This window comes from Finegoldia magna ATCC 29328 (assembly GCF_000010185.1).
Taxonomy (GTDB): domain Bacteria; phylum Bacillota; class Clostridia; order Tissierellales; family Peptoniphilaceae; genus Finegoldia; species Finegoldia magna_H.
The window spans coordinates 261,216-281,417 of record NC_010376.1 but is presented as its reverse complement, the minus strand read 5'-3'; the positions used below and the strand labels follow the sequence as shown (position 1 = coordinate 281,417).

The window sequence follows — 20,202 nt, the reverse complement described above, 5'->3', positions numbered from 1 at the left end:
CCAAAAAATCAGCACAAAATTCGTGCTGATTAATCTAAGCAATTTTTCTTTTATCTTGAATATAAGCGATTAATCCGAAAATCGCTCCCGTTACAATCGCAGGAAGTAACCATTCAAATCCTACAGAACTTAATGGCAAAGTTTTGATTACATCTGTAAATCCTTCTAAAATCTTGAATTTGCTATTCAAAACTTCTACCAAACTCACTACAAAAGTCGCAAGTACCGCACCTTTGAAAGTCATATCGTATTTAATATATTTATCGAAAATTCCTAAAAATATTAGGACCATTATTATCGGATAAACAGTCGATAAAATCGGAACTGCTGCTTTAATAAGTCCTTCAACTCCTGCAAGAGAAATTAATCCCGAAACAAAAACTGTCGCCAAAACAATTGGCTTGTATCCCAATTTGTTTTTTGTAATTCCGGATAAGAAATCTCCAGCAACTGCGCTAAGTCCAACGGATGTCGTCAAGCATGCTAGTGACACAGCAATTCCTATCGCAAACTTACCAGCTGAGCCCAAAATATGTTGCACTGTTCCAAGTAAAATATCTACTCTCGTATATTGAACTGTGTAAATCTTGGAAGCTGTAGCTCCAACATATATTAATCCGCCGTAAATTATCGCCAACAACAAAAATGCCACAAGTCCAACCCACTTGACAAGCTTCACTCTTTCTTGTTCATTTAAGTATCCTTTTCTTTTCAAATCAGAAACCACAATTCCTGTCATGAGAGCTGCTCCAAGAGCATCCATAGTTTGGTATCCTTCCGCAAATCCTTTCAAGAATATTTGATTTTCAGTTGCTACATTCATCACCCCAATAGGATCTACGATGCATTTTACAATAATAACTAATAAAATAATTACCAATCCCGGAGTCAAATATTTACCGATTTTGTCGATAACTCCTGTTTCATTAAACACAAAAATCGCAGTTAAGATGAAAAATATTAGAGATGTTACCCACAAAGGAGTACCCGGAAAAACTTTAGATACAAAAACTTCGTGAGTTGTAGCTGCAGTCCTAGGGACAGCAAAAAGCGGTCCAATCGTTAAAATGGTAACGGTTCCAAGAATCTTAGAAAAATTATTCCCAACTCTTTTTCCGAGATCTTCTGCTGCTCCTCCGAGCTTTGCAGTTATGATAACACCAAGTATCGGAAGTACGGGATCTGTAAGCAAAAACCCGAGCATCGCTTTTTTGTATTCAGTTCCTGCAAGCACACCCAAATAAGGCGGGAAAATCAGATTTCCTGCACCGAAGAATATTGCAAATAGCGCAAATCCTACGATAATGATGTCCTTAAATTTTTTATTCAAAATATCCTCCTATGTATTTCTATATATCTATAGAAAATGATTTCATAATTAAATTTTAATTCCAAAAAGTTTTATTGTCAAATTTATTCATTTCATTATCAAAATAAAGCGTAAAACTTTTAATAAGAACCATCAAAAATTTTCAAAAAAAATCATAGGCCACATCAATGACCTATGATAAATTTATTCTACAACTTTTCCGCCTTTTTTCTTTTGTTTATCGTTGTAAACTTTCTTAGCAATACCAATCATGATAGATAATGCGAATAATGTCAAAAGTCCCAAGAAAAGTTTTTGTGCTCCACCTGTCAATGTTCCTCCAACGTATGAATAAACAATTGTTGCAGGTAATTGACCAATTCCAGTCGCGATGAAGAATGGCCAGAATCCCATGTTAGTAAGACCTGCTCCATAACTTACAAAGTCGAATGAAACGAATGGTAAAAGTCTACAAATTAATATTGCATACTTTCCGTATCTTTCAAAAAATACGTCAACACTTTCCATTGCACCTTTGCTTGTAAGTTTTTCTACAGCATCTCTTCCCAAAGCTCTCGCCAAGAAGAAACAAAGTGCTGCACCTGCCATCGCTGATGACCAAGAAAGCATAGCTCCCTTAACCCATCCAAATATTGCAGCATTTGATAAAGTAATCAAGAATGCTGGAATAGGTGCTGCGATTGATTGTAGTATCATCAAAACAAATGATACAACTGCTGCTTGCTTTCCGTAAGATCTCAAGTATGCAACAACTACATCAGTGTCTAATTTTGAAATCGTAGAGAAAGCTTCGTTAGTTTTAGCTTTAATTGAAGGAACGAAGAAATACAATCCCAATAAAACTCCAAGAATTATTAAAGCGATTATTCTTTGGATTTTTCTCGTGTGTTTAATTTCTGCTATTTCTTCAGCTGTTTTTTCTTCTCTCAAATCGCTAAGTTTGACTTCTTCTTCCTTCATTGCTTTACGTTCTTCTCTCGTGTAGAATTTTTGGTATTTCTTTTGAGTAAGAACTATATAGATATTGATTAAATTAATAACCACAACAACTACAATTGTGGGAATAAAAATATTCTTAACCGGTCCATGATACATCACAAATTCTTTTACGATGTAGATAAGACTTTGAGTTTTGCCACCTATAAGAGCTATTAAAGCTATTGCTGCTTCCAATGCAAAAAATACATATCTATTGATGTTAGTATATGCAATTCCTAGTATCAATCCAAAAGCTGTAAAGATAAACATTACTAGCTGCTGACTAACCATCATTTCATAGTTTACATTAAATAATAATAGTAAACAAGTCAAAAACCCGATGGCTACGCCCGTAGTTAAATAATAAAATATCGCCCTTAACTTTTTCACTTGATACCTCGATTAATCTTCCAAGGTATAAGTTACAGCTACATAAGTTCCATCTTCTGGAAGAACATCTGCGTTACCAGTGAATTTAACTTCGTTTCTCTTTTCTACTGCACCATAAGTGTAAGTTGTATTAGAAATAATTCCTACTGGGCAAGAATCTAAGCAAGTTAAGCAACCAGTTTTTTTAGTTTTTGCTCTTTCTAAGTTTCCGCCGAATCTAAATTCGATTTTCTTTCCATTGCTATCTTTGATTACTTCGTTGATATCATAATCTTTTCCAGCGCCTTCCCAAGTTACAGTAGCGCCGATTTTTGATCCTTCAACGTGAGTTTTTGTTGCGTTATCAGGGTTCATGTTTTCGCCAGGTTTTGCACCGATTTCAATTAATGCATTGTAGAAATCTTCCGGTGTACCATAAGCAGTAAGAACGGATTTTGCACCGTTACTTCCGTCAGTGTTTACAGATGCGTGTCTTGTATTTTCTGTAAAATATTTACCATTTACAGAAGATAATACAGTTACCTTCTTAGCTTCCTTGTCAACTTTGATTGGGTTTTTCAAAGAAACTCCGTTTACTTCGTCATCTGCTTTCTTTTCTTCTTTTTTGTTTTCTTCTGTTTTAGATTGTTCAGTTGTTGCAGTGTTGTTAGCTTCCTTTTTGTCATCTGCCTTTTGTGAACATCCTGCTAGTCCTACGATTGCTAGACATAAAAATCCAGCTAATAATTTTCTTCTTAATTTCATAAGAATTATCCCTCCGTTATTTTTATTATTATAAAATACTTTTCATCATACATTAAAATGTAGTATCACCAATTAATTCATGATTTTTTTCTTACCAGTGATATAATCTTCTAATTTGTATATCAGAAAAATATATATAACCGCGTTTCCAATCATATGGTTTATGTCGAATGGTATAGATGTCATGTATCTTGCAATGAAAACATTCATTCCCATAACCGTCATGCATTCCATCAACGTAATTATAAGTCCATATAAAAACCCCGACACAGACACTGCGATTGTTTTAGTTATCAATGTTTTTTTCAATTTAAAAACATTAAAAATTGCATAGTTAAACACAGCCAAAATGAAAAAATCTACCACTTGGAATAAAACCCATATTCCAAACCCAAGCACAAAACTTGTGGTTACCATCGTGACTGCATTTACAAATAGTGACTCTTTTAGGTTTTTTTCAATTGCAAGTATCAGTATGACATCCGACAAGATTTTTACATTCGGAATTATATTCAAATAAAGTCTTGTCAGGATGCATACTGCTGATAATATTGCAATTCTAGTCAAATCACTAGTTTTCATTATTTCATTTCTTGAAATTTGAATTCTATCTTGTCGTTTTCGTTAACTTTGTAATCGCCGATTCCAACTTCTGCCATTTTACCGTTAACATAGTACATCCAGTATTGTTTTTTAGCTGGATCTTGTTTTACGCCTTCCAATTCAGTCATCATACCTTTTTCAAAAACAGCTTTATGATTTTTTTCAAGGTAAGATTGTAGGTTTTCGTCTTTTTTGATTTCTGCATCTTCTTTTAAGATTTCTTTGTTGTTAACTTCATCCATAAGAACGATTGAAACCTTAGTAGCTTGACTGTCAGAAGCTTTTTCTTCTGATTTGTTTTCGTCTGTTTTTGCTTGTTCTTGTGTTTGTTCTATTTTTTGTGGCTCTTGGGCCTTATCTTTGTCAGCGTTACAAGCTGTCAATGCAAATACAAGCATCATCAATACCAATAATTTTTTCTTCATACTCATCTCTCCTTTGGAAATTCCATCGCTTTCGCGAATATTTTATCGTAATCCTTTGTCATTGATAATTCTATATAATTCATATCTTCAGCAAGAGCGGACATTTCTTCTTTTATTTTATCGTTCATTAAACACATGTACGCCCCTATCAAAGATGAATTACCTACATAACTTATTTTGGATTCAATTTCGTAAGGTAGAATTCCCACGCCTACGATTGATGATGGTTTCAAATGACTTCCGAATTGGCCTGCAACAATGCATTCATTCAAATCAGAAATATCCAATCCCTCTTCATCCAAAAGTTTTATAAAACCAGAAAGTATCGCTCCTTTTGCAAGCTGTACTTGTCTGATATCAGATTGCGTGATAACAAGTTCATCAGTCAGCATGAACTCTCTTTTATCATCCACAATTCTAACCAAATCTTTTCTAAAATCATCGACAGAGTTTGGATCGATAATCCTTCCTCTCTTATTGACGATTTTATTTCTTACAATTTCACTGATTACAGCAAGAATACCACTACCACAAATTCCTTTTGCAGGTTTGTCACCTATAGTTTGCAATATGACATTTGATCCATCAATTACAACATCTTCAATGGCTCCTTGTTCTGCTCTCATTCCACATTTTATATTCATACCTTCAAGTGCAGGACCTGCTGCACAAGAACAGCAATACAATTTATCATTAGTCTTCAAAACTATTTCGCCGTTTGTACCGATATCTATAAACAAAGTGTTTTCTCTGTTTCTCATATCAGTAACATAAGCTCCTGCCACAATGTCTGCTCCAATATATGCAGAAACATTTGGCAAAGTGTACAATTTTGCATCCAAATTCAGTCCAATATCTTTGCACATCAAACTCTTTGCCTCAGTGAACACTGGTTTGTACGGGAATTTCCCCAAACTTCTTGCATCCACTCCCAAAAGCATGTGAACCATCGTAGTGTTCGCTGCGATATCAACTTCTTTGATGTCTTTCCTGTCGATTTTTGATTCGACAATCATCCTGTCAATCAATTTATTCATTGAATTTACAATACTATGTTGCAGAATTTTCGCTGCATTTTCGTTTTCAAATTCAAACGTAATTCTAGTAAGCACATCCAAGCCGTACTTTGTTTGGGCATTGAGTGCTGAGTTTTTCGCGATGATTTCACCTGTCTTCAAATCCACCAAATTCATGCACACAGTTGTAGTACCAATGTCCACACAAATTCCGTATCCATCTCGAAAATTTTTTTCAAACTCTGGCATTTCACCAGAATCGAGCACATCAATGGAGCTATTTTCGCTCAAAGTTTCAACGATGACATCTCCACACATTGTAACTGCACAAGAAAGCCTGATGCCGTTTTCGATTTCTTCTTTTTTCAAAAGTCTTTTTTCGGTATCGGTGATTTCGTTGACATTTCCTTCTACGATTTTAATCTTACACTTCCCACAAGTTAATTTACCGTTGCACGAATTGTCGATGTAGATGTCATTTTCAAGCAAAGCATTCATCAAATTGTAGTTTTTATCATCTTCTAATTCAATTGTTTTGTTTAAATTATTTATTGTTATCTTCATAATCGTAATTCTTTGATGCTATTATTATTGATTTCAAGTTTTCAAGCGGCTATCTCCGCCTGGACAAATCACTGGAATTCGATTTACGAAAATATGATGTAAATCTTGTTTTAATCAATCTTTTTCGTTAATCACATCTAATTATCTTTTCCAATTAATTTCTTAGCAGCCTTTACAGCTTCGACGGCATTTTCTGTGTATGAATCTGCGCCGATTTTGTCTGCAAAACCTTGTGAAATTGGTCCTCCACCAATCATTACTTTGAATCTATCTCTAAGTCCTTGTTCCTTCAACATTTCGATAACTTTTCCCATGTTTTCCATAGTAGTTGTCATCAAAGTTGACATACAAATCAAATCAGCATTGTTTTCTACTGCTGCATCTATGAAGTTTTGCAATTTAACATCACGACCCAAATCAATCATTTTGAATCCAGCAGTCTCCATCATTAATTTAACCAAATTTTTGCCGATATCATGAGTATCACCTTCGACAACACCGATAACTGCAACTCCTAGAATATCTTCGTCGCTTATTTCAACGTATTTTTCTAAAACATTCAAGCCAGCATACATAGCATCACTGCAAAGCAATACATCTGTGATGAAATATTCTTCTTCGTCGTAAAGTTTATTCGCTTCTGTCATGCCTCTAATAAGTCCATCGAAGATACCTTTTTTAGGATCAAATCCCTTGTCGATGTATTCTTGACACACATCTGCAATATCTTCGTCTTCCATTTCTACTACCATTTCTGCCATTTTATCTAAATATTCTTGTTGTGTATCCATGTTAACTCCTAATTATGATTTCATTTATTTTCTTGAATTTCTTGTTTGACAAATTCATACATCTGTCTCCAAAAGTCTTGTGTTCTCCTTCAAACAAGAAATCAACGTATCTCTGTTCTTCGTCTTTTTCAATTGGCCTGAACTCTGCCTTGTTCAAACTAATCAAAGCCATCGTGGATTTTGGACATAAATGAAAATTGAATGATTTGTCGATATTTTGAATATCTGCCAAAAATTTCATCAAAAACTCATCCACATACATCTGCATTTGTTTCGGGCCAATAATATCAGCGCCTGCCAAACTATCGGAAAAACTAATCAATTTTATTCCGCTATCGACAAGCTTTTCGATGTATTCCACCAAAACTTTTCTGATTTCATCGTAAAGCTCGACAATTCTGTCGTGTTTTTTTCTAAAAGATCTGAAAACAACCTCAGAACTTGCCAAATTGTCCAATATAATCAATGGGCCGGAAACTTCTACGATAACTCTCTTCTCATCTTTCATTTTATCTATTGCTTCAAACAAAGCTTTTACATGTTTTTGATTGTAATCAAAATCTATCACAATATCATCAACATTGTCGTATTTGTACTTGCTAACTTTTCCAAGTTCTGCAACTGCACCCATAGCTTCTGATTCTAGTGTCGAAGACATTGGAATACTCGCATAATCCTTGTCCTTGAAATGTTCTACCAAACAGTCCGCATCTTCAAATAATTTCGGATTAGTAATGGGCGTTGTTTCCATTATAATACAATCATAAGTTCCAACTTTACTCATTATTCACCTCAATTATCACAAAATCCTCACTATCAGAAATTGCATCCGATATTTCCAACCCACTCAAAGTTTTGCTCACGAAAACTTTCTTGTCTGCGATTTCTACATTTCCTTTGGCTCGAACAATGCTTTTTGAATCTAAGAACTTTTCTAAATCTTCTTTTGAAGCAAATTTTAAATTTTTTTGAACATTGGTCTTGAATTTGGAATCCTCGTGAGGATGATCATGGTGATCGTGGTGATGTTTGCCGCAACATTTGTGTCCATGACCGTGACAACAACATTTGTGTTCTTTTTTATTCTCAAATTCAGCTACAATATCATCTGGATTCATGTTTCTGAAATCTTCTGTGTGAATAATCGCAGTTTTGTTGAATTGTTCGATTGATTTCTTTACTTCTTCGATTTTTTCTTCTTCCAAATTTTCAATGTTCGTTATGTATATTATATCAGCATTTTTGATTTGATCATTGAAAAATTCTCCGAAATCCTCGTGAAAACAAATGTAGCTGTCAGAATCGACAATTGTCACGCATTTTTGAATTTGTAAATTCTCTTCGTCTTTCAAAACTTCCAATATATCGGTTAATTTTGCAATCCCTGTCGGCTCAATTATTATGTACTCAAATTGGTCTTTATCGATTTTGTGAATAATTTCCTTAAAATCGCTTTTAAGCCCACAGCAAATACATCCCGAATTTATTTCAATTATATCATCGTTTTTGATTAGCATTGAATCTATGCTAACATCTCCGAATTCATTTTCCAATACAAGAGTGTTTTTATTAAATCCCAAAATGTGATTGATAAATGTTGTCTTGCCCGAACCTAAAAATCCTGACACTATTATCGTCTTCATATTATCACCCATCTTTATTTTACCATATTTGATAGTTAGTATTGTTCAAATAATAACTACTTATTGGATATTTAAATAAATGAATTTTGTATTATTGATTGATAAAAAACTTTATTTTGTTAAATTTTGATGGTTAAATTGAGTTCAGGTTATAATTTTTCGTGTGAAAAATCATTTTATTTGATTTTGATTGGTTTTTATTCTATTTTCGTAAGTTTTTAATTAATTGAAATGAATAATACCCATCACTTATAAAATATTTCAATAAATGGCGGATTTTCTCTATGGTAAAATGGAAAATATCGACGCGTTAATGGAATATGGACGTGAATTCGGAAATTATAAAAGATTAAATAAACTTAAAAATGAAGCTAAATAAAAACACCTCGAGCCGAGGTGTTTTTGATTGCAATATTATTTTTTCTTTCTCGTAAAATAAGCTCCAGTTGCACAGGAAACAATCGCAAGTGTTAAATTTGCAATTTCTGCTTGTGTTCCCGCTTTTGGCAATTGTGATTTTGAGTTTGATTTAGTAAATTCTGATTTATTTTCCCAGATATTCTTTGATTTTCTGTTTTCTGATTCAACGATATTGATGACTACTTTTGTTTTGATAACGAAGTCTGGAGTAGTTGTTGAAGTTATTTTTTCAGGAAGTTTTATCACTGAATTATCCGCAAATAATGCAAATGTTTGTGTAGTTTTTCCTCTAAATTTCGTTACAACAACAAGCTCAATTCTATCGCCTGCCTTGTATCCTGTAGTATCAAAGCTCAACTCACCAGTTTTCGGATTTATTTTTACACCAGAAGGAGAATTCTCTTCTAGTGAAAATTCCACATCCATCGGAACATTTATTACTTTACCAGATTTGTCGGTAAATATCGGTTTCAATAAAACCTTGTCGCCAATTTTTACATTGGTTTTTTCAAAATGAATTTGAATTCCTTCTGCATTCGGTTTTACAATATTTTCAGTAGTTTTTCCAGGTTTTGTTGATGATTTTTCTGAAGTTCTTGATATTTGGTGATTAACTTCAGGTTTTGTTTCGATTTTTTCTTCTGGTTTTTTGATATTTTCATTGTCTTCTGAATCTTCTACTAAATCTTTGCCTTGCTTTTTTTCTTTTTCTGGTTTATTATCTTCTTCTTTTTCTGGTTTATTATCTTCTTCTTTTTCAGTTTTTTTGTCTTCTTCTTTTTCTGGTTTTTCTTCCTTTTCTGGTTTGTTGTCTTCTTCGTTGTTTCCGTCGTTATCATTTGTTTCAGGATTAACTTCAGCCTTATTTTCTTTTATTTTATAAGAAATTTTGACTTCTTTTTCTGATCCATCTGCAAATTTTATAGTTACAACGGCTTCTCCTTCTTCTTTTGATTTTATTTCCAGTTTCGAATCTTGTGGAAGATTTGAAATCGCAGATTTAAGCTTTTCAGCCGACAATTCTCCCACTTCTACTTCTATTGTCTTAACATCTGGTACAAATTTTTCTGCAAGTGATTTATTCACAACGACTTTTACATTGACAATTCTCTCCTCGCCATTTTCGAATGTGACTTTGACTTTTCCGATGTAGTTTCCAGATTTTCTTGTATTTATCGCATCTTTTTCTGTGATGTCTGTAACTTTCGCTCCATTTGGCAAGTTTGTTATGTTATCTGTCAAGTCATAAGTTTTTCCGTAATCCACAATTTCATCAGTTGTTTCAACTGTTGGTATTGGTGTGATGATTGCTGCTTGTTTTTGTACGATAATTTTTGATTGTAATTCATCAATTGATCCGTCACTGTATTTTACGATTATTGTTGTGTCAAACTTTACAGCAGTTTTTGTGTCTGGTTTTTCTTTGAATTCAAATGTTGTGTTTTCTGGCAAATCATCTGAGTTTGCAACCAATTTTTTTGCTTCTATCGTTTCTCCTTCAAGGATTTTTATTTCTTTACCAGTTGGCTCGTTTGTTTCTGCAAGTGATTTATTCACAACGACTTTTACTGTCATGACTCTAGTTGCACCATTTTCAAATGTTACTTTGATTTTTCCGATGTAGTTTCCAGATTTGTTTGTGTTTATCGCATCTTTTTCTGTGATGTCTGTAACTTTCGCTCCACTTGGCAAATTTTTGATGTTATCTGTCAAGTCGTAAGTTTTTCCGTAATCCACAATTTCATCAATTGCTTCTACTGTTGGTATTGGTGTGATTACCGCTGTTTGTTTTTGTATGATAATTTTTGATTGTACTTCGTCAATTGAGCCGTCGCTGTATTTTACGATTATTGTTGCATCAAACTTTCCAGCAGTTTTTGTGTCTGGTTTTTCTTTGAATTCAAATGTTGTATCAGTAGGCAAATCTTGTTTGTTTGCTATTAATTCTGATGCTTCAACATTTTCTTCTTCGAGAATTTTGATTTCTTTTCCTACTGGATTGTTTGTTTCTGCTAGTGATTTATTCACAACGACTTTTACTGTCACGACTCTAGTTGCACCATTTTCAAATGTGACTTTGACTTTTCCGATGTAATTTCCTGATTTGTTTGTGTTTATCGCATCTTTTTCTGTGATGTCTTCGACTTTCGCTCCATTTGGCAAGTTTTTGATGTTGTCTGCTAAGTCATATGTTTTTCCAAATTCCACAATTTCATCTGCTGCTTCTACTGTTGGTATTTGCGTGATTACAGCTGCTTGTTTTTGTACGATAATTTTTGATTGTACTTCGTCAATTGAGCCGTCGCTGTATTTTACGATTATTGTTGTGTCTTTCTTTCCAGCAGTTTTCGTGTCTGGTTTTTCTTTGAATTCAAATGTTGTATCAGCAGGCATTGCTTCTGAGTTTTCAACCAAATCTTTTGCTTCAATACTTTCTCCTTCAAGAATTTTTATTTCTTTTCCTACTGGCTCATTTGTTTCTGCTAGTGATTTATTCACAACGACTTTTACATTAACAATTCTAGTTGCGCCATTTTCAAATGTTACTTTGACTTTTCCGATGTAGTTTCCAGATTTTCTTGTATTTATTGCATCTTTTTCTGTGATGTCTGTAACTTTCGCTCCATTTGGTAAGTCTTTGATGTTGTCTGTCAAGTCGTAAGTTTTTCCAAATTCAACAATTTCATCAACCGCTTCAACCGTTGGTATTGGCGTGATAATCGCTGCTTGTTTTTGTACGATAATTGTAGATTTTACTTCATCAAATGAGCCATCAGAATATTTCACGATTATTGTTGCATCAAACTTTCCGGCAGTTTTTGTTTCTGGTTTTTCTTTGAATTCAAATGTTGTATCAGTAGGCAAATCATCTGAGTTTGCAACCAAATCTTTTGCTTCTATCGTTTCTCCTTCGAGAATTTTTATTTCTTTACCTGTTGGTTCATTGACAGATGCTTGTGTTTTTGTTGCATTTGCGATTATTTCGACAGAATTTTCTATTTTTTCTCCTGGATTGACTGTCCAATTTATCGGATTTTTGTAGTTGTTTTTGTTTTCAGGATTTATTTCCACTTCTGGATAGTAATCTGCAGCCAAGCTCAACCCTTTTTTAATATCGTAGATTGTTTCTTGCTTTAATTGCACCCCTTCTCCTGCTTTCATTGTAACTCTGACATATCCTTCAGGAGTTTGTGCGCTAGGATTTTCTTTGCGATTTATAATTTCAGGAAGTGAATTGATTTTTATAGTTGTGCTTACATTTTCAGTTGTATCATCCATGTAAGTGACCTTAATATTCAAATCAATCGTCTTGTCCGCATCGGATTCTTTCGAGTTGTAAGTTATTTCGCCAGTCTTTTCATCGATGACAATTTCTTCTGTTGCTAAATCTACGAGTTCAAATTTTTTGACAATAGGTTGATCTAAATTTTCCGATTTATTCAAATCATTAATAAATTTTGGCGCACTAATCACAGCTATATCTCCAGGATTTACAACAGTGCCCTCATACACAGGTGTGAACTTGACATTATATTTTGCTTTTTTCACAATAAATTTGGCACTTGCTGGCAGTGTTCTGCTGTCTGGCGCAAATTCAATTCTAACTTCATTGCCTGCTTTGATTTTAATTTTATTTTTTACTTCAAATTTCCATCTACCTCTACTATCAGACCTAGTTTCTGTTATATATTCACCATCTATATGAATCCAAACTTTTCCTTTTCCTTCAGCAGTTCCTTCGATATATTTTGCCGATTCATCAATTTCATCAATTTTGTGAATTACAGGTATTTTAGTTGCCCTTGCGGTGAAAAATTTGTTTTTATAAATTACTACTTTTGATAAATCTACATCATCATAGTAGTATCGCTTTTGATCTTTGGTATTGTCGTACCAATTTGGATTTGCATAGCTATCTTTGAATTCTTCTTTTAGAGTTGGTAATACCGAACCAGGATTTTTAGGTGGATGTTTTTCGAAAATAAAATCCGCGTTATATTCTCTGAAAACAACATAAGTTCTACCAAAATAAGACTTACCATCTTCTCTTAAAATATCATTTATCTTTTCTTCTTTTCGTAGAGTTACAAGTCCAAATCTAACGAATTTGTCTCTAGATCCTTTTGTAGGCATTTTTGGTGGAGCAGCATTGACGCATAAGTCTGTAACATCTTGGCCATTTGTAACAAAAAGAGGAACAAAACAAACTTCATCCGGATCTTTAATTCCATTTAAAGAAGGCGGAATAATGTAATCCCCGTCATCTTCTCTTGTTGAAGGATCAACTTCTCCTCTATACCAATACCAGTATTGATGATCTTTGTCGATAGAATCAGTTTCTACTTTAATACCTTTATAAATTGTAGATTTTGCTTTTTTTCTTTCAACAAATACAGTAATTTCTTTATCCCCAATTGTAGCGTCTTCGAGCTTAATAGATCCATCATCTTTCGTTGCGACATCTTTTCCAATTAATTTTTTTTGTTTTTCTTTTAGATAAACTTTTCCTATTTTTTCATCCTTGATTTTGAACGTCACTTTTTTATAATCTTTTTTCAAATTAAGCTTGTATCCATCTGAATCGTATGCAGGCTTTGAATTATCAGTTTTTCCGTAATAAACATAATCATTGGTCTTATACTTTGCGTAAAAATTCAATCTATCTTTCGTACTTTCTCCAATTACAGATTTATCTTCAAATTTAGATTTAAGATCCACAATATTATCCAAGCTAGAATTATCCGACCAACCTAAAAATGGGTGCTTTTCATCTCCACTATTAGCCGTCAGATTTTGATAAACACTTTTACCATCTTTATCAGTAAAATCCTTAACGTCTTTCCATGTGGCAGATTTAAGCACCCAATAAGTCCTTGTTTTTATTCCTTCTATTTCATTGTTGTTTTCAACTTCGTTATTATCCTTATCTAAAATTTTTCCATAATGCAAAGTTCCATCATTTTCCATAAAAGATGACGCATTAAAATTGAGGCTCAAATAATCAGAAACATCCTCAGGTTTTGTTGCTGTCACGATAGGTTTGTCGTGTTTTTTTAAAGTATCCTTATCATCATTTTTCCAAACAGCATACACTGTTTTGTTTGCAGTTATGTTTTGTAAAATATCTTCTTGTGCTTCAGTCGCATCAATACTATTAGCCCAACCTACAAATACTTTCCCAGCAAGAGTTGGAGTTTCAGAAAATGTCGCATTTTCTCCTGCTTTTACAGTCAACGTATTATTTTCTGTGTCGAATTTCCCACCATTAGCATCAAAAACAACCGTAAATTGTTCTTTATGTACAGGATTTTCTTCCATTTCTTTCACATTTTCAGTAGCCATTAATTCCTTTTTATTAACTGATTCTACTTTTTTTGTGTCTATTTTTTCGTCAGAAATATCCTCAGAATTTTCTGGAGTTTTTTCTGGAGTTTCTTTTGTAGTTTCTTTTGTAGAATTTTCTTCTTTTCCTACTTTTTCTACAAATTCCACAAATTGAGCAGAAGAATTCGTATTAGTTTCTGCGAACGAAACGTTTCCTCCAATCAAAAAAGCATATCCTATCAAACAAGATACAACACCAATGCTAAGTTTTCTAAGAGCATACCTAGGTTTTTTGCTGGAACATTTGGCTCTTTTTTCAGCAATAACTTTACCAAAAATCTTGTTATTCATCGTTTTACATCCCCTTTTGAATATTTTTTGATAGCAAAATTTAAACGATAAGTAGCGTTTAGTTAATTTGATATATTTATATTGTTTATAACATGCACTACTATTTATATAGTAGCATATTTAACTTTACATTCAATAGGTTTGATTAATTTTTTGCATGAAAAAAGAACTATCGTAAATTTTACAATAGTTCTTGTGGTTTATTTGTCCTCGTGCAAAGCATCGATTGTATCGTCTGTCAATCCTTTCAACTTTTCGACGTAGTTTGCATCGTGGTTTTTCTTTGGAATCAAAATTATCCTGTCGTTTTCAAGTTCCAATTCAAATACATCCTTTTCTCGTAAGTCGTATTTGCGCATCAAAATATCTGGTATTGTAATTTTGTTTCCTTTTTCTATTTCAAAATTCATATTTTCCTGCCTTCTTGTAATCTTATGTTTACTTTATTTTAGCATTATTTTCTGAATTTGAAAAGTTTCTCCTATTTGGTTGTTTGATTTTTGAATATGCTACGAAAACTATCATTCCTATAACTGCATTTACTACAATTGCTCCTCCCGGTTTGATATCAAATTGATATGACTGAACTATTCCCAACATCATATACAAAACACCCAATATTATTGTAATGATGTATGTTTTCTTGTAGCTTTTTGCGATAATAAGAGCTGTTGCTACTGGAAGCACGATCAAAGATGTCACCATCAACGCGCCAACTATTTTCACTGCAAGTGCAATAGTAATCGCAGATAACAAAGTAAATATTGCATTAATTCGATTTACTTTTACGCCTGCAAGACGAGCGATGTTTTTGTCGATTGAAATCGCCAATAATCCTGCGTATTGCGATATGGATACCGCTAAGATTAATACGAAAATCACCGAAATATTAATCACATCCATATTTGTCACAGAAGATATACTTCCGAAAAGATAAGATTCAAATGAATTTCCGCCTGGAGCAAAATCGGATAATATCGCTGCAATTCCAAGTCCTGTACTCATTATAACAGCCGTTGCCATATCTCCGTATTGTGGGAATTTTTTTCTGATTAATTCTATTAAAAATGCCGCTACAACACAAACTATTGCAGAGCCTAATAATGGATCAAATCCCAAAATAAGTCCAAGCCCAACTCCACTAAGAGCTGTATGGGAAAGCGCATCTCCTATCATGGATGTTTTACGATTAACCATGATAATTCCAATCATCGGAATCATTATTGCAAGCATCAATCCAGCTATCAATGCTTTTCTCATAAACGCAAATTCTAGCATTTTACAAGCCTCCCTTCAATCATTTCGTATTGAGTTCTTTCAATATCCAAAGCCTCAATTTCTTTTATTTCGTGAGTTACCATTATTACTGTTATGTTGTAATCCTTATTTAATTTCGCAATTGTTTTTATAAATTTTTCTTTGTTTTCCTTGTCAACACCTGCTGTAGGCTCATCGAGTATCAAAAGTTTCGGCTCGTTAATCATCGCCCTACAAATCATTGCTCTTTGTTGAAGACCTCCTGACAATTCATTTACAGGACGATTAATATATTCTTTCATACCCATTTCTTCCATAATTTTTCTAGCTTTGTCGTAATGTTTTTTTCTTGCAATTTTGATTAACCCAAAATCTTCATACAAATTCAACGTTACAAGCTCCAAACAAGTAATTGGAAACGCAATTTTATTTACAATATTTATTTGCGGAACATACCCTATATCTCGGTAGCTCTTGTAATCTTTAATATTTTTATCCAAAACTTTGATTTCACCGTCATCAGCTTTCAATTCTCCCAACATTAATTTTAATAAAGTTGATTTGCCGCTTCCATTTCCTCCCAAAATTAGAGCCATCTCTCCTTGACTTATCTCTAAATTCAAATCTTTAAGCACCAAATCTTCGTTATAACCAAAGTTTAAATTATTTATAGTTACTGCATTCATTTATACACCTGCCTTTTTCATAGATTCGTATAAGTTTTTCAAATTCATCTCAATTAACTCGATATATCCTTGATTATTGTCTTGTTGTTCTTTCGTTATAAATTCCATAGAAGCCAAAGGCTTTATATCTCCTCCCAATTCTTCCGCTAAAGTCTTGGCTTCTTTTGGTGGTTTACCGTATTCATAAAAAACCGTAGTAATGTTTTTTGTTTTCGCAAAATCCACAGCCTTTTTTATTGTTTTAAGACTCGGACTTTCCATGCTAGTAAGACCCTCTAATGGATACTGAGTAAGTCCAAAATCCCTCGCTATATATGCATAAGCGTAATGTGTTACCAAAAAGCTTTTGTTGTCTAATTTACTAAATTTTTCCTTGTATTCTGCATCAATATCTGTCAATTTATCAACGTATTTCAATTTGTTTTTGTGATAAATTTTCTTATTGTCTGGATACTTTTGTATCAATTTATCTTGAATACTATTCAAATATTTCTTTGCATTTACGACAGATAACCATGAATGTGGATCGTAAGTTATCTTGTCAAACCCTGATGAAGAACCTTCCATTACAGGCTTTAATTTGCCCTCATCTTGAAGCAATTTACCGTTAGTATCTTGTAAATAATACGGTAGCAAATCTTCGCTTATTCTGTCCGATACGAAAATCCATTTGCCATCATCTTTTATGTTGTAAAATATTTCTCCCGATTCGTGACCCATTTCAAGGCCATATACTTTTCCTTCTTCTACATCAAAAGTATTTTTTTGGTGAACAATCTCACCTTTTTGATTCATAATTTCCTTTGCTTTTTTGACTAATTCTTTCTTGTCTTCTCCATTGTCCTTGAAGAACGCAACTCTCATAATATCTTCATGAGTGTGCCCAAAATCTATTTTGCGTTTTCCTTTTGTTAAATCCAATCTTGCCATATATTGAAAATCGCCTCTAGAAGCAGCTCCTTTGTATGTGATTAACTCTACAGAATCCGACAACTTCAAAATATCCAAATTAGGCAAATTCTCGTGTACCTTGTCTACCCAATGTTCCATATTCGCTCCGTTTACTACCAGCAAATCTGCCTCGGCAAGTTTTTTCATATCCTTGGCAGATGGCTCCCACAAATGAGGCTCCTTATCCACCGGCATGAAAGTTCTCACCTCTACAGTATCTCCTGCAATCATCTTCACCAATTCATGCACTGGAAAAAAAGATGTGTAGATAACAGGCTTTCCTGAAGATTTCTTCATATGATTGGAACATCCTGCAAACAAAATCATGCACAAGACTAATAGAAAACTCAACAGTCTTTTTTTCATTTAATTCTCCTTTTCAAAAATAAAAGGACAGGTTGTCCCTGTCCTTTGTTAATTTCATATTCAAACCTTATTCTTCGATTTCTCCGATAATTTGTTTATCAGTTGTGTTTGGTTTTACGAAAGTTGGGAACCATCCTTCTTTTGCAAATAATTCATCCTTGTCATTGCCATATCTCATGTGGAAATGTGTCAATTCTTCTTCGCCGTGAATTGGCATCATTAATAAAACTTTATATTTCGCATTAGAATCCACAGCTTCGAAAACATCCCATTCTAGCATATGTGATCCGTGTTTAACAGCCTTTTTTTCTACAAATTTGTACTCAGTTTCAGCGATTTTGTCTCCATTTTCTGAAGGAATTTTGCTTGTGAAAGTGATTTTGTTTCCTTCGATTTTCAATCCATTGAATTCACATTTTCTTTTTTCAAGATAATCTGCTTTTGCTTTTTTCTCATCAATATTTTCTTTTTTTGCTAAAGTTTTGAAAGCACCTTGAACTTCTGGCTTTTCCAAATAGCTTCCCATGTTGTTCCATTCTCCAGCCCAATCAGACAAGCTTACTTCTTCTTTTTTGTCCTCAGTTTTTTCAGTAGCGTTATTGTCTTCTTTTTTGTCTTCTTGTTTTTGTTCAGCTTGTTTTGTGTTTTCTTTCGGTGCGTCTTTTTGTGCTCCACAACCATTCAGCAATAACGCCGCTGACATCACTCCAACTATAGCCATCAATTTTAATTTATTCATATCAATACTCCTTATTTATATTTGTTAGTAGAACAATACAAGTAGTTATTAATATCCCAAAATAAATTTGAATGCATTCTAATTTTATTAATTAATTAACTTATTACAATAAAATCTTATTTTTAGTCTAATCATTCTATTCAATTTTAAATATGTAATAAGTTTTTTGAGAATTAAAAACTTATTTAGTTGCAAATTACGTCTAATCCGCAAAACTTTTTTTAAAAATTTATCCTACTAGCTTTATTCAAATAAATCATACCATTATTTTTTTGTTATGTCAATAATGATAATCATTTGAATTTAAAATTTTTTAAAATTAAAAAATCGGACTTGAATTATCAAATCCGATCTGTGATGTTCTATTTATCTTTTTTGTTCATTGTGCAGCAATCCAATCTTTCTTCTCCGAAAGTATTTTTATTTTCGTTGCCCAATTTTTTCAAAAATTCTTCAAAACTTTTCTTTATTTTATTAAAAATTTTCATTTAATCACTACCTTTTTAGTTTCAATGTCAACTTGTTTACACTTTTATTCTACATCTAATTATTTTTCTTTTCAAATTTCAGAAAAAATTTGACGTGATTAGAAGTTTAAATTATAATATTAGTAGTTACAGTTCATATTTTGTATTTGAACTTCTAATTTTATTTATGGAGGAAATCAAATGAGCTTTGGTTCAAAATTAAAACAACTTAGAGAAGACAGAGGTCTCACTCAGACAGAACTTGCGGACAAGCTTGGCGTGACTTTGAAGACTATAAGCAACTACGAAACTAAAGGCACTCGCCCTCGTACGCAAGATATGTACAAGAAAATCGCCGAGTTTTTCAATGTTGACATCAATTTCTTGTTGACTGTTGAGGATAATTTCGTGCTGGATTCTGCTAAAAAATTTGGATATTCTGGTAAGAAAGATGCGGAGAATTTGGTGGATAATTTGTCGGGGCTTTTCGCTGGAGGTTCTCTTCCGGAAGAAGACAAGGACAAACTTTTCAACGCAATTGCTGAGGCGTATTACGAAGCCAAATTAGAGAATAAAAAATACGGAAAAAACAAGAATAAAAGGTAGTTTTATGTACAATAGATGGATATATGATAAGGTAAATAATTTGGTTGAAAAATACCACACCAGAAATCCCGATGAGCTTTTGGATTTGTTGGGAATTAAGCTTCATTATATCGATAGTCCGTCCAAACTTTTGGGAGTGTATCAGGTAATTCTTCGTAACAGGGTTATTTTGATTGCGAACAACATTGGAAGTTTGAAAAAAATCGTATTGGCTCACGAGATTGGCCACGACCAACTCCACAGGCAATACTGCATTGATGGTCACGCTTTTCACGAGAACAAGGTGTTCAATCCTACAGATGTGTTTGAAAATGAAGCGAATATTTTCGCAGCTCATCTTTTGATTTCGGATGAGGATTTGATCAAGACGATGCGCGAGTACACTGACGACAAGACTATGGCCTACAAGTTGGGTGTGGATATTAATTTGTTGAATTTGAAAATATCTGAGATGGTGAAGTTGAACAAGTTTCCCACAGATATTTGCTATATTGAAAATCCAAAATCGACTTTTTTGGAAGATTACAGTCCGTTGGATGACGAGTAAGGA

Annotated in this window: 18 protein-coding genes; 2 read left to right on the top strand and 16 right to left on the bottom strand. The window is 33.3% G+C overall.

Annotation, left to right across the window (positions count from 1 at the left end; all coding sequences use genetic code 11):
- Window positions 1-34: 34 nt before the first annotated feature.
- From brnQ to FMG_RS09905, 16 genes are all read right to left on the bottom strand, one after another.
- On the bottom strand, window positions 35-1,330 hold the full coding sequence (gene brnQ, locus FMG_RS01300) for a branched-chain amino acid transport system II carrier protein (protein ID WP_012290259.1): 1,296 nt from the start codon (window positions 1,328-1,330) through the stop codon (window positions 35-37).
- 183 nt (window positions 1,331-1,513) lie between these two features.
- Window positions 1,514-2,698: a TVP38/TMEM64 family protein gene (locus FMG_RS09950; protein WP_012290258.1), complete on the bottom strand. Its 1,185-nt coding sequence runs from the start codon at window positions 2,696-2,698 to the stop codon at window positions 1,514-1,516.
- Window positions 2,699-2,710: 12 nt separating this feature from the next.
- Entirely contained in the window at window positions 2,711-3,442 is a 732-nt protein-coding gene (locus FMG_RS01290; protein ID WP_012290257.1) for a YdjY domain-containing protein, read from the bottom strand.
- A gap of 72 nt (window positions 3,443-3,514) precedes the next feature.
- Window positions 3,515-4,024, bottom strand: coding sequence for a hypothetical protein (locus FMG_RS01285; RefSeq protein ID WP_012290256.1), 510 nt, complete (start codon window positions 4,022-4,024; stop codon window positions 3,515-3,517).
- Entirely contained in the window at window positions 4,024-4,470 is a 447-nt protein-coding gene (locus FMG_RS01280) for a DUF4430 domain-containing protein (protein ID WP_227930529.1), read from the bottom strand. Before FMG_RS01280 ends, FMG_RS01285 begins: the two co-directional genes overlap by 1 nt.
- Before the next feature lie 2 nt (window positions 4,471-4,472).
- Window positions 4,473-6,050 carry an ASKHA domain-containing protein gene (locus tag FMG_RS01275; protein ID WP_012290254.1) on the bottom strand — a complete coding sequence of 526 codons (1,578 nt, stop codon included), beginning with the start codon at window positions 6,048-6,050 and terminating at the stop codon, window positions 4,473-4,475.
- A gap of 137 nt (window positions 6,051-6,187) precedes the next feature.
- A complete protein-coding gene (locus tag FMG_RS01270; RefSeq protein ID WP_012290253.1) occupies window positions 6,188-6,841 on the bottom strand; it encodes a corrinoid protein in 654 nt (217 codons plus the stop codon).
- A gap of 1 nt (window position 6,842) precedes the next feature.
- On the bottom strand, window positions 6,843-7,625 hold the full coding sequence (locus FMG_RS01265; protein ID WP_012290252.1) for a methylcobamide--CoM methyltransferase: 783 nt from the start codon (window positions 7,623-7,625) through the stop codon (window positions 6,843-6,845).
- Window positions 7,618-8,484 carry a GTP-binding protein gene (locus tag FMG_RS01260; RefSeq protein WP_227930530.1) on the bottom strand — a complete coding sequence of 289 codons (867 nt, stop codon included), beginning with the start codon at window positions 8,482-8,484 and terminating at the stop codon, window positions 7,618-7,620. Before FMG_RS01260 ends, FMG_RS01265 begins: the two co-directional genes overlap by 8 nt.
- Window positions 8,485-8,898: 414 nt before the next feature.
- The gene (locus FMG_RS01255) at window positions 8,899-14,580 is read right to left on the bottom strand and encodes a Rib/alpha-like domain-containing protein (RefSeq protein WP_012290250.1); all 5,682 of its coding nucleotides are present in this window, start codon (window positions 14,578-14,580) and stop codon (window positions 8,899-8,901) included.
- Between the two features lie 200 nt (window positions 14,581-14,780).
- Window positions 14,781-14,990: an AbrB/MazE/SpoVT family DNA-binding domain-containing protein gene (locus tag FMG_RS01250; protein ID WP_002841311.1), complete on the bottom strand. Its 210-nt coding sequence runs from the start codon at window positions 14,988-14,990 to the stop codon at window positions 14,781-14,783.
- A gap of 28 nt (window positions 14,991-15,018) precedes the next feature.
- Entirely contained in the window at window positions 15,019-15,858 is an 840-nt protein-coding gene (locus FMG_RS01245; RefSeq protein ID WP_002839819.1) for a metal ABC transporter permease, read from the bottom strand.
- Window positions 15,852-16,523, bottom strand: coding sequence for a metal ABC transporter ATP-binding protein (locus FMG_RS01240; RefSeq protein ID WP_002839747.1), 672 nt, complete (start codon window positions 16,521-16,523; stop codon window positions 15,852-15,854). The genes FMG_RS01245 and FMG_RS01240 overlap by 7 nt, the downstream gene beginning before the upstream one ends.
- Window positions 16,524-17,840 (bottom strand): metal ABC transporter substrate-binding protein, encoded by a 1,317-nt coding sequence (locus tag FMG_RS01235; protein WP_012290249.1) that lies wholly within the window; start codon window positions 17,838-17,840, stop codon window positions 16,524-16,526.
- A gap of 67 nt (window positions 17,841-17,907) precedes the next feature.
- Entirely contained in the window at window positions 17,908-18,579 is a 672-nt protein-coding gene (locus FMG_RS01230) for a ZinT/AdcA family metal-binding protein (RefSeq protein ID WP_002834944.1), read from the bottom strand.
- A 362-nt stretch (window positions 18,580-18,941) separates the two neighbouring features.
- On the bottom strand, window positions 18,942-19,067 hold the full coding sequence (locus tag FMG_RS09905) for an LDCC motif putative metal-binding protein (RefSeq protein ID WP_262348791.1): 126 nt from the start codon (window positions 19,065-19,067) through the stop codon (window positions 18,942-18,944).
- 180 nt (window positions 19,068-19,247) lie between these two features.
- On the opposite strand from FMG_RS09905, the gene FMG_RS01225 reads away from it, so the two are divergent.
- Entirely contained in the window at window positions 19,248-19,652 is a 405-nt protein-coding gene (locus tag FMG_RS01225; protein ID WP_002839810.1) for a helix-turn-helix domain-containing protein, read from the top strand.
- A gap of 4 nt (window positions 19,653-19,656) precedes the next feature.
- Entirely contained in the window at window positions 19,657-20,199 is a 543-nt protein-coding gene (locus FMG_RS01220) for an ImmA/IrrE family metallo-endopeptidase (protein ID WP_012290248.1), read from the top strand.
- Window positions 20,200-20,202: the final 3 nt, after the last annotated feature.

Coding starts and splice junctions, on each gene's coding strand:
- FMG_RS01290 (WP_012290257.1), bottom strand. CDS start 3,442: ATGAAATTAAGAAGAAAATTATTAGCTGGATTTTTATGTCTAGCAATC.
- FMG_RS01285 (WP_012290256.1), bottom strand. CDS start 4,024: ATGAAAACTAGTGATTTGACTAGAATTGCAATATTATCAGCAGTATGC.
- FMG_RS01280 (WP_227930529.1), bottom strand. CDS start 4,470: ATGAAGAAAAAATTATTGGTATTGATGATGCTTGTATTTGCATTGACA.
- FMG_RS01275 (WP_012290254.1), bottom strand. CDS start 6,050: ATGAAGATAACAATAAATAATTTAAACAAAACAATTGAATTAGAAGAT.
- FMG_RS01270 (WP_012290253.1), bottom strand. CDS start 6,841: ATGGATACACAACAAGAATATTTAGATAAAATGGCAGAAATGGTAGTA.
- FMG_RS01265 (WP_012290252.1), bottom strand. CDS start 7,625: ATGAGTAAAGTTGGAACTTATGATTGTATTATAATGGAAACAACGCCC.
- FMG_RS01260 (WP_227930530.1), bottom strand. CDS start 8,484: ATGAAGACGATAATAGTGTCAGGATTTTTAGGTTCGGGCAAGACAACA.
- FMG_RS01255 (WP_012290250.1), bottom strand. CDS start 14,580: ATGAATAACAAGATTTTTGGTAAAGTTATTGCTGAAAAAAGAGCCAAA.
- FMG_RS01250 (WP_002841311.1), bottom strand. CDS start 14,990: ATGAATTTTGAAATAGAAAAAGGAAACAAAATTACAATACCAGATATT.
- FMG_RS01245 (WP_002839819.1), bottom strand. CDS start 15,858: ATGCTAGAATTTGCGTTTATGAGAAAAGCATTGATAGCTGGATTGATG.
- FMG_RS01240 (WP_002839747.1), bottom strand. CDS start 16,523: ATGAATGCAGTAACTATAAATAATTTAAACTTTGGTTATAACGAAGAT.
- FMG_RS01235 (WP_012290249.1), bottom strand. CDS start 17,840: ATGAAAAAAAGACTGTTGAGTTTTCTATTAGTCTTGTGCATGATTTTG.
- FMG_RS01230 (WP_002834944.1), bottom strand. CDS start 18,579: ATGAATAAATTAAAATTGATGGCTATAGTTGGAGTGATGTCAGCGGCG.
- FMG_RS09905 (WP_262348791.1), bottom strand. CDS start 19,067: ATGAAAATTTTTAATAAAATAAAGAAAAGTTTTGAAGAATTTTTGAAA.
- FMG_RS01225 (WP_002839810.1), top strand. CDS start 19,248: ATGAGCTTTGGTTCAAAATTAAAACAACTTAGAGAAGACAGAGGTCTC.
- FMG_RS01220 (WP_012290248.1), top strand. CDS start 19,657: ATGTACAATAGATGGATATATGATAAGGTAAATAATTTGGTTGAAAAA.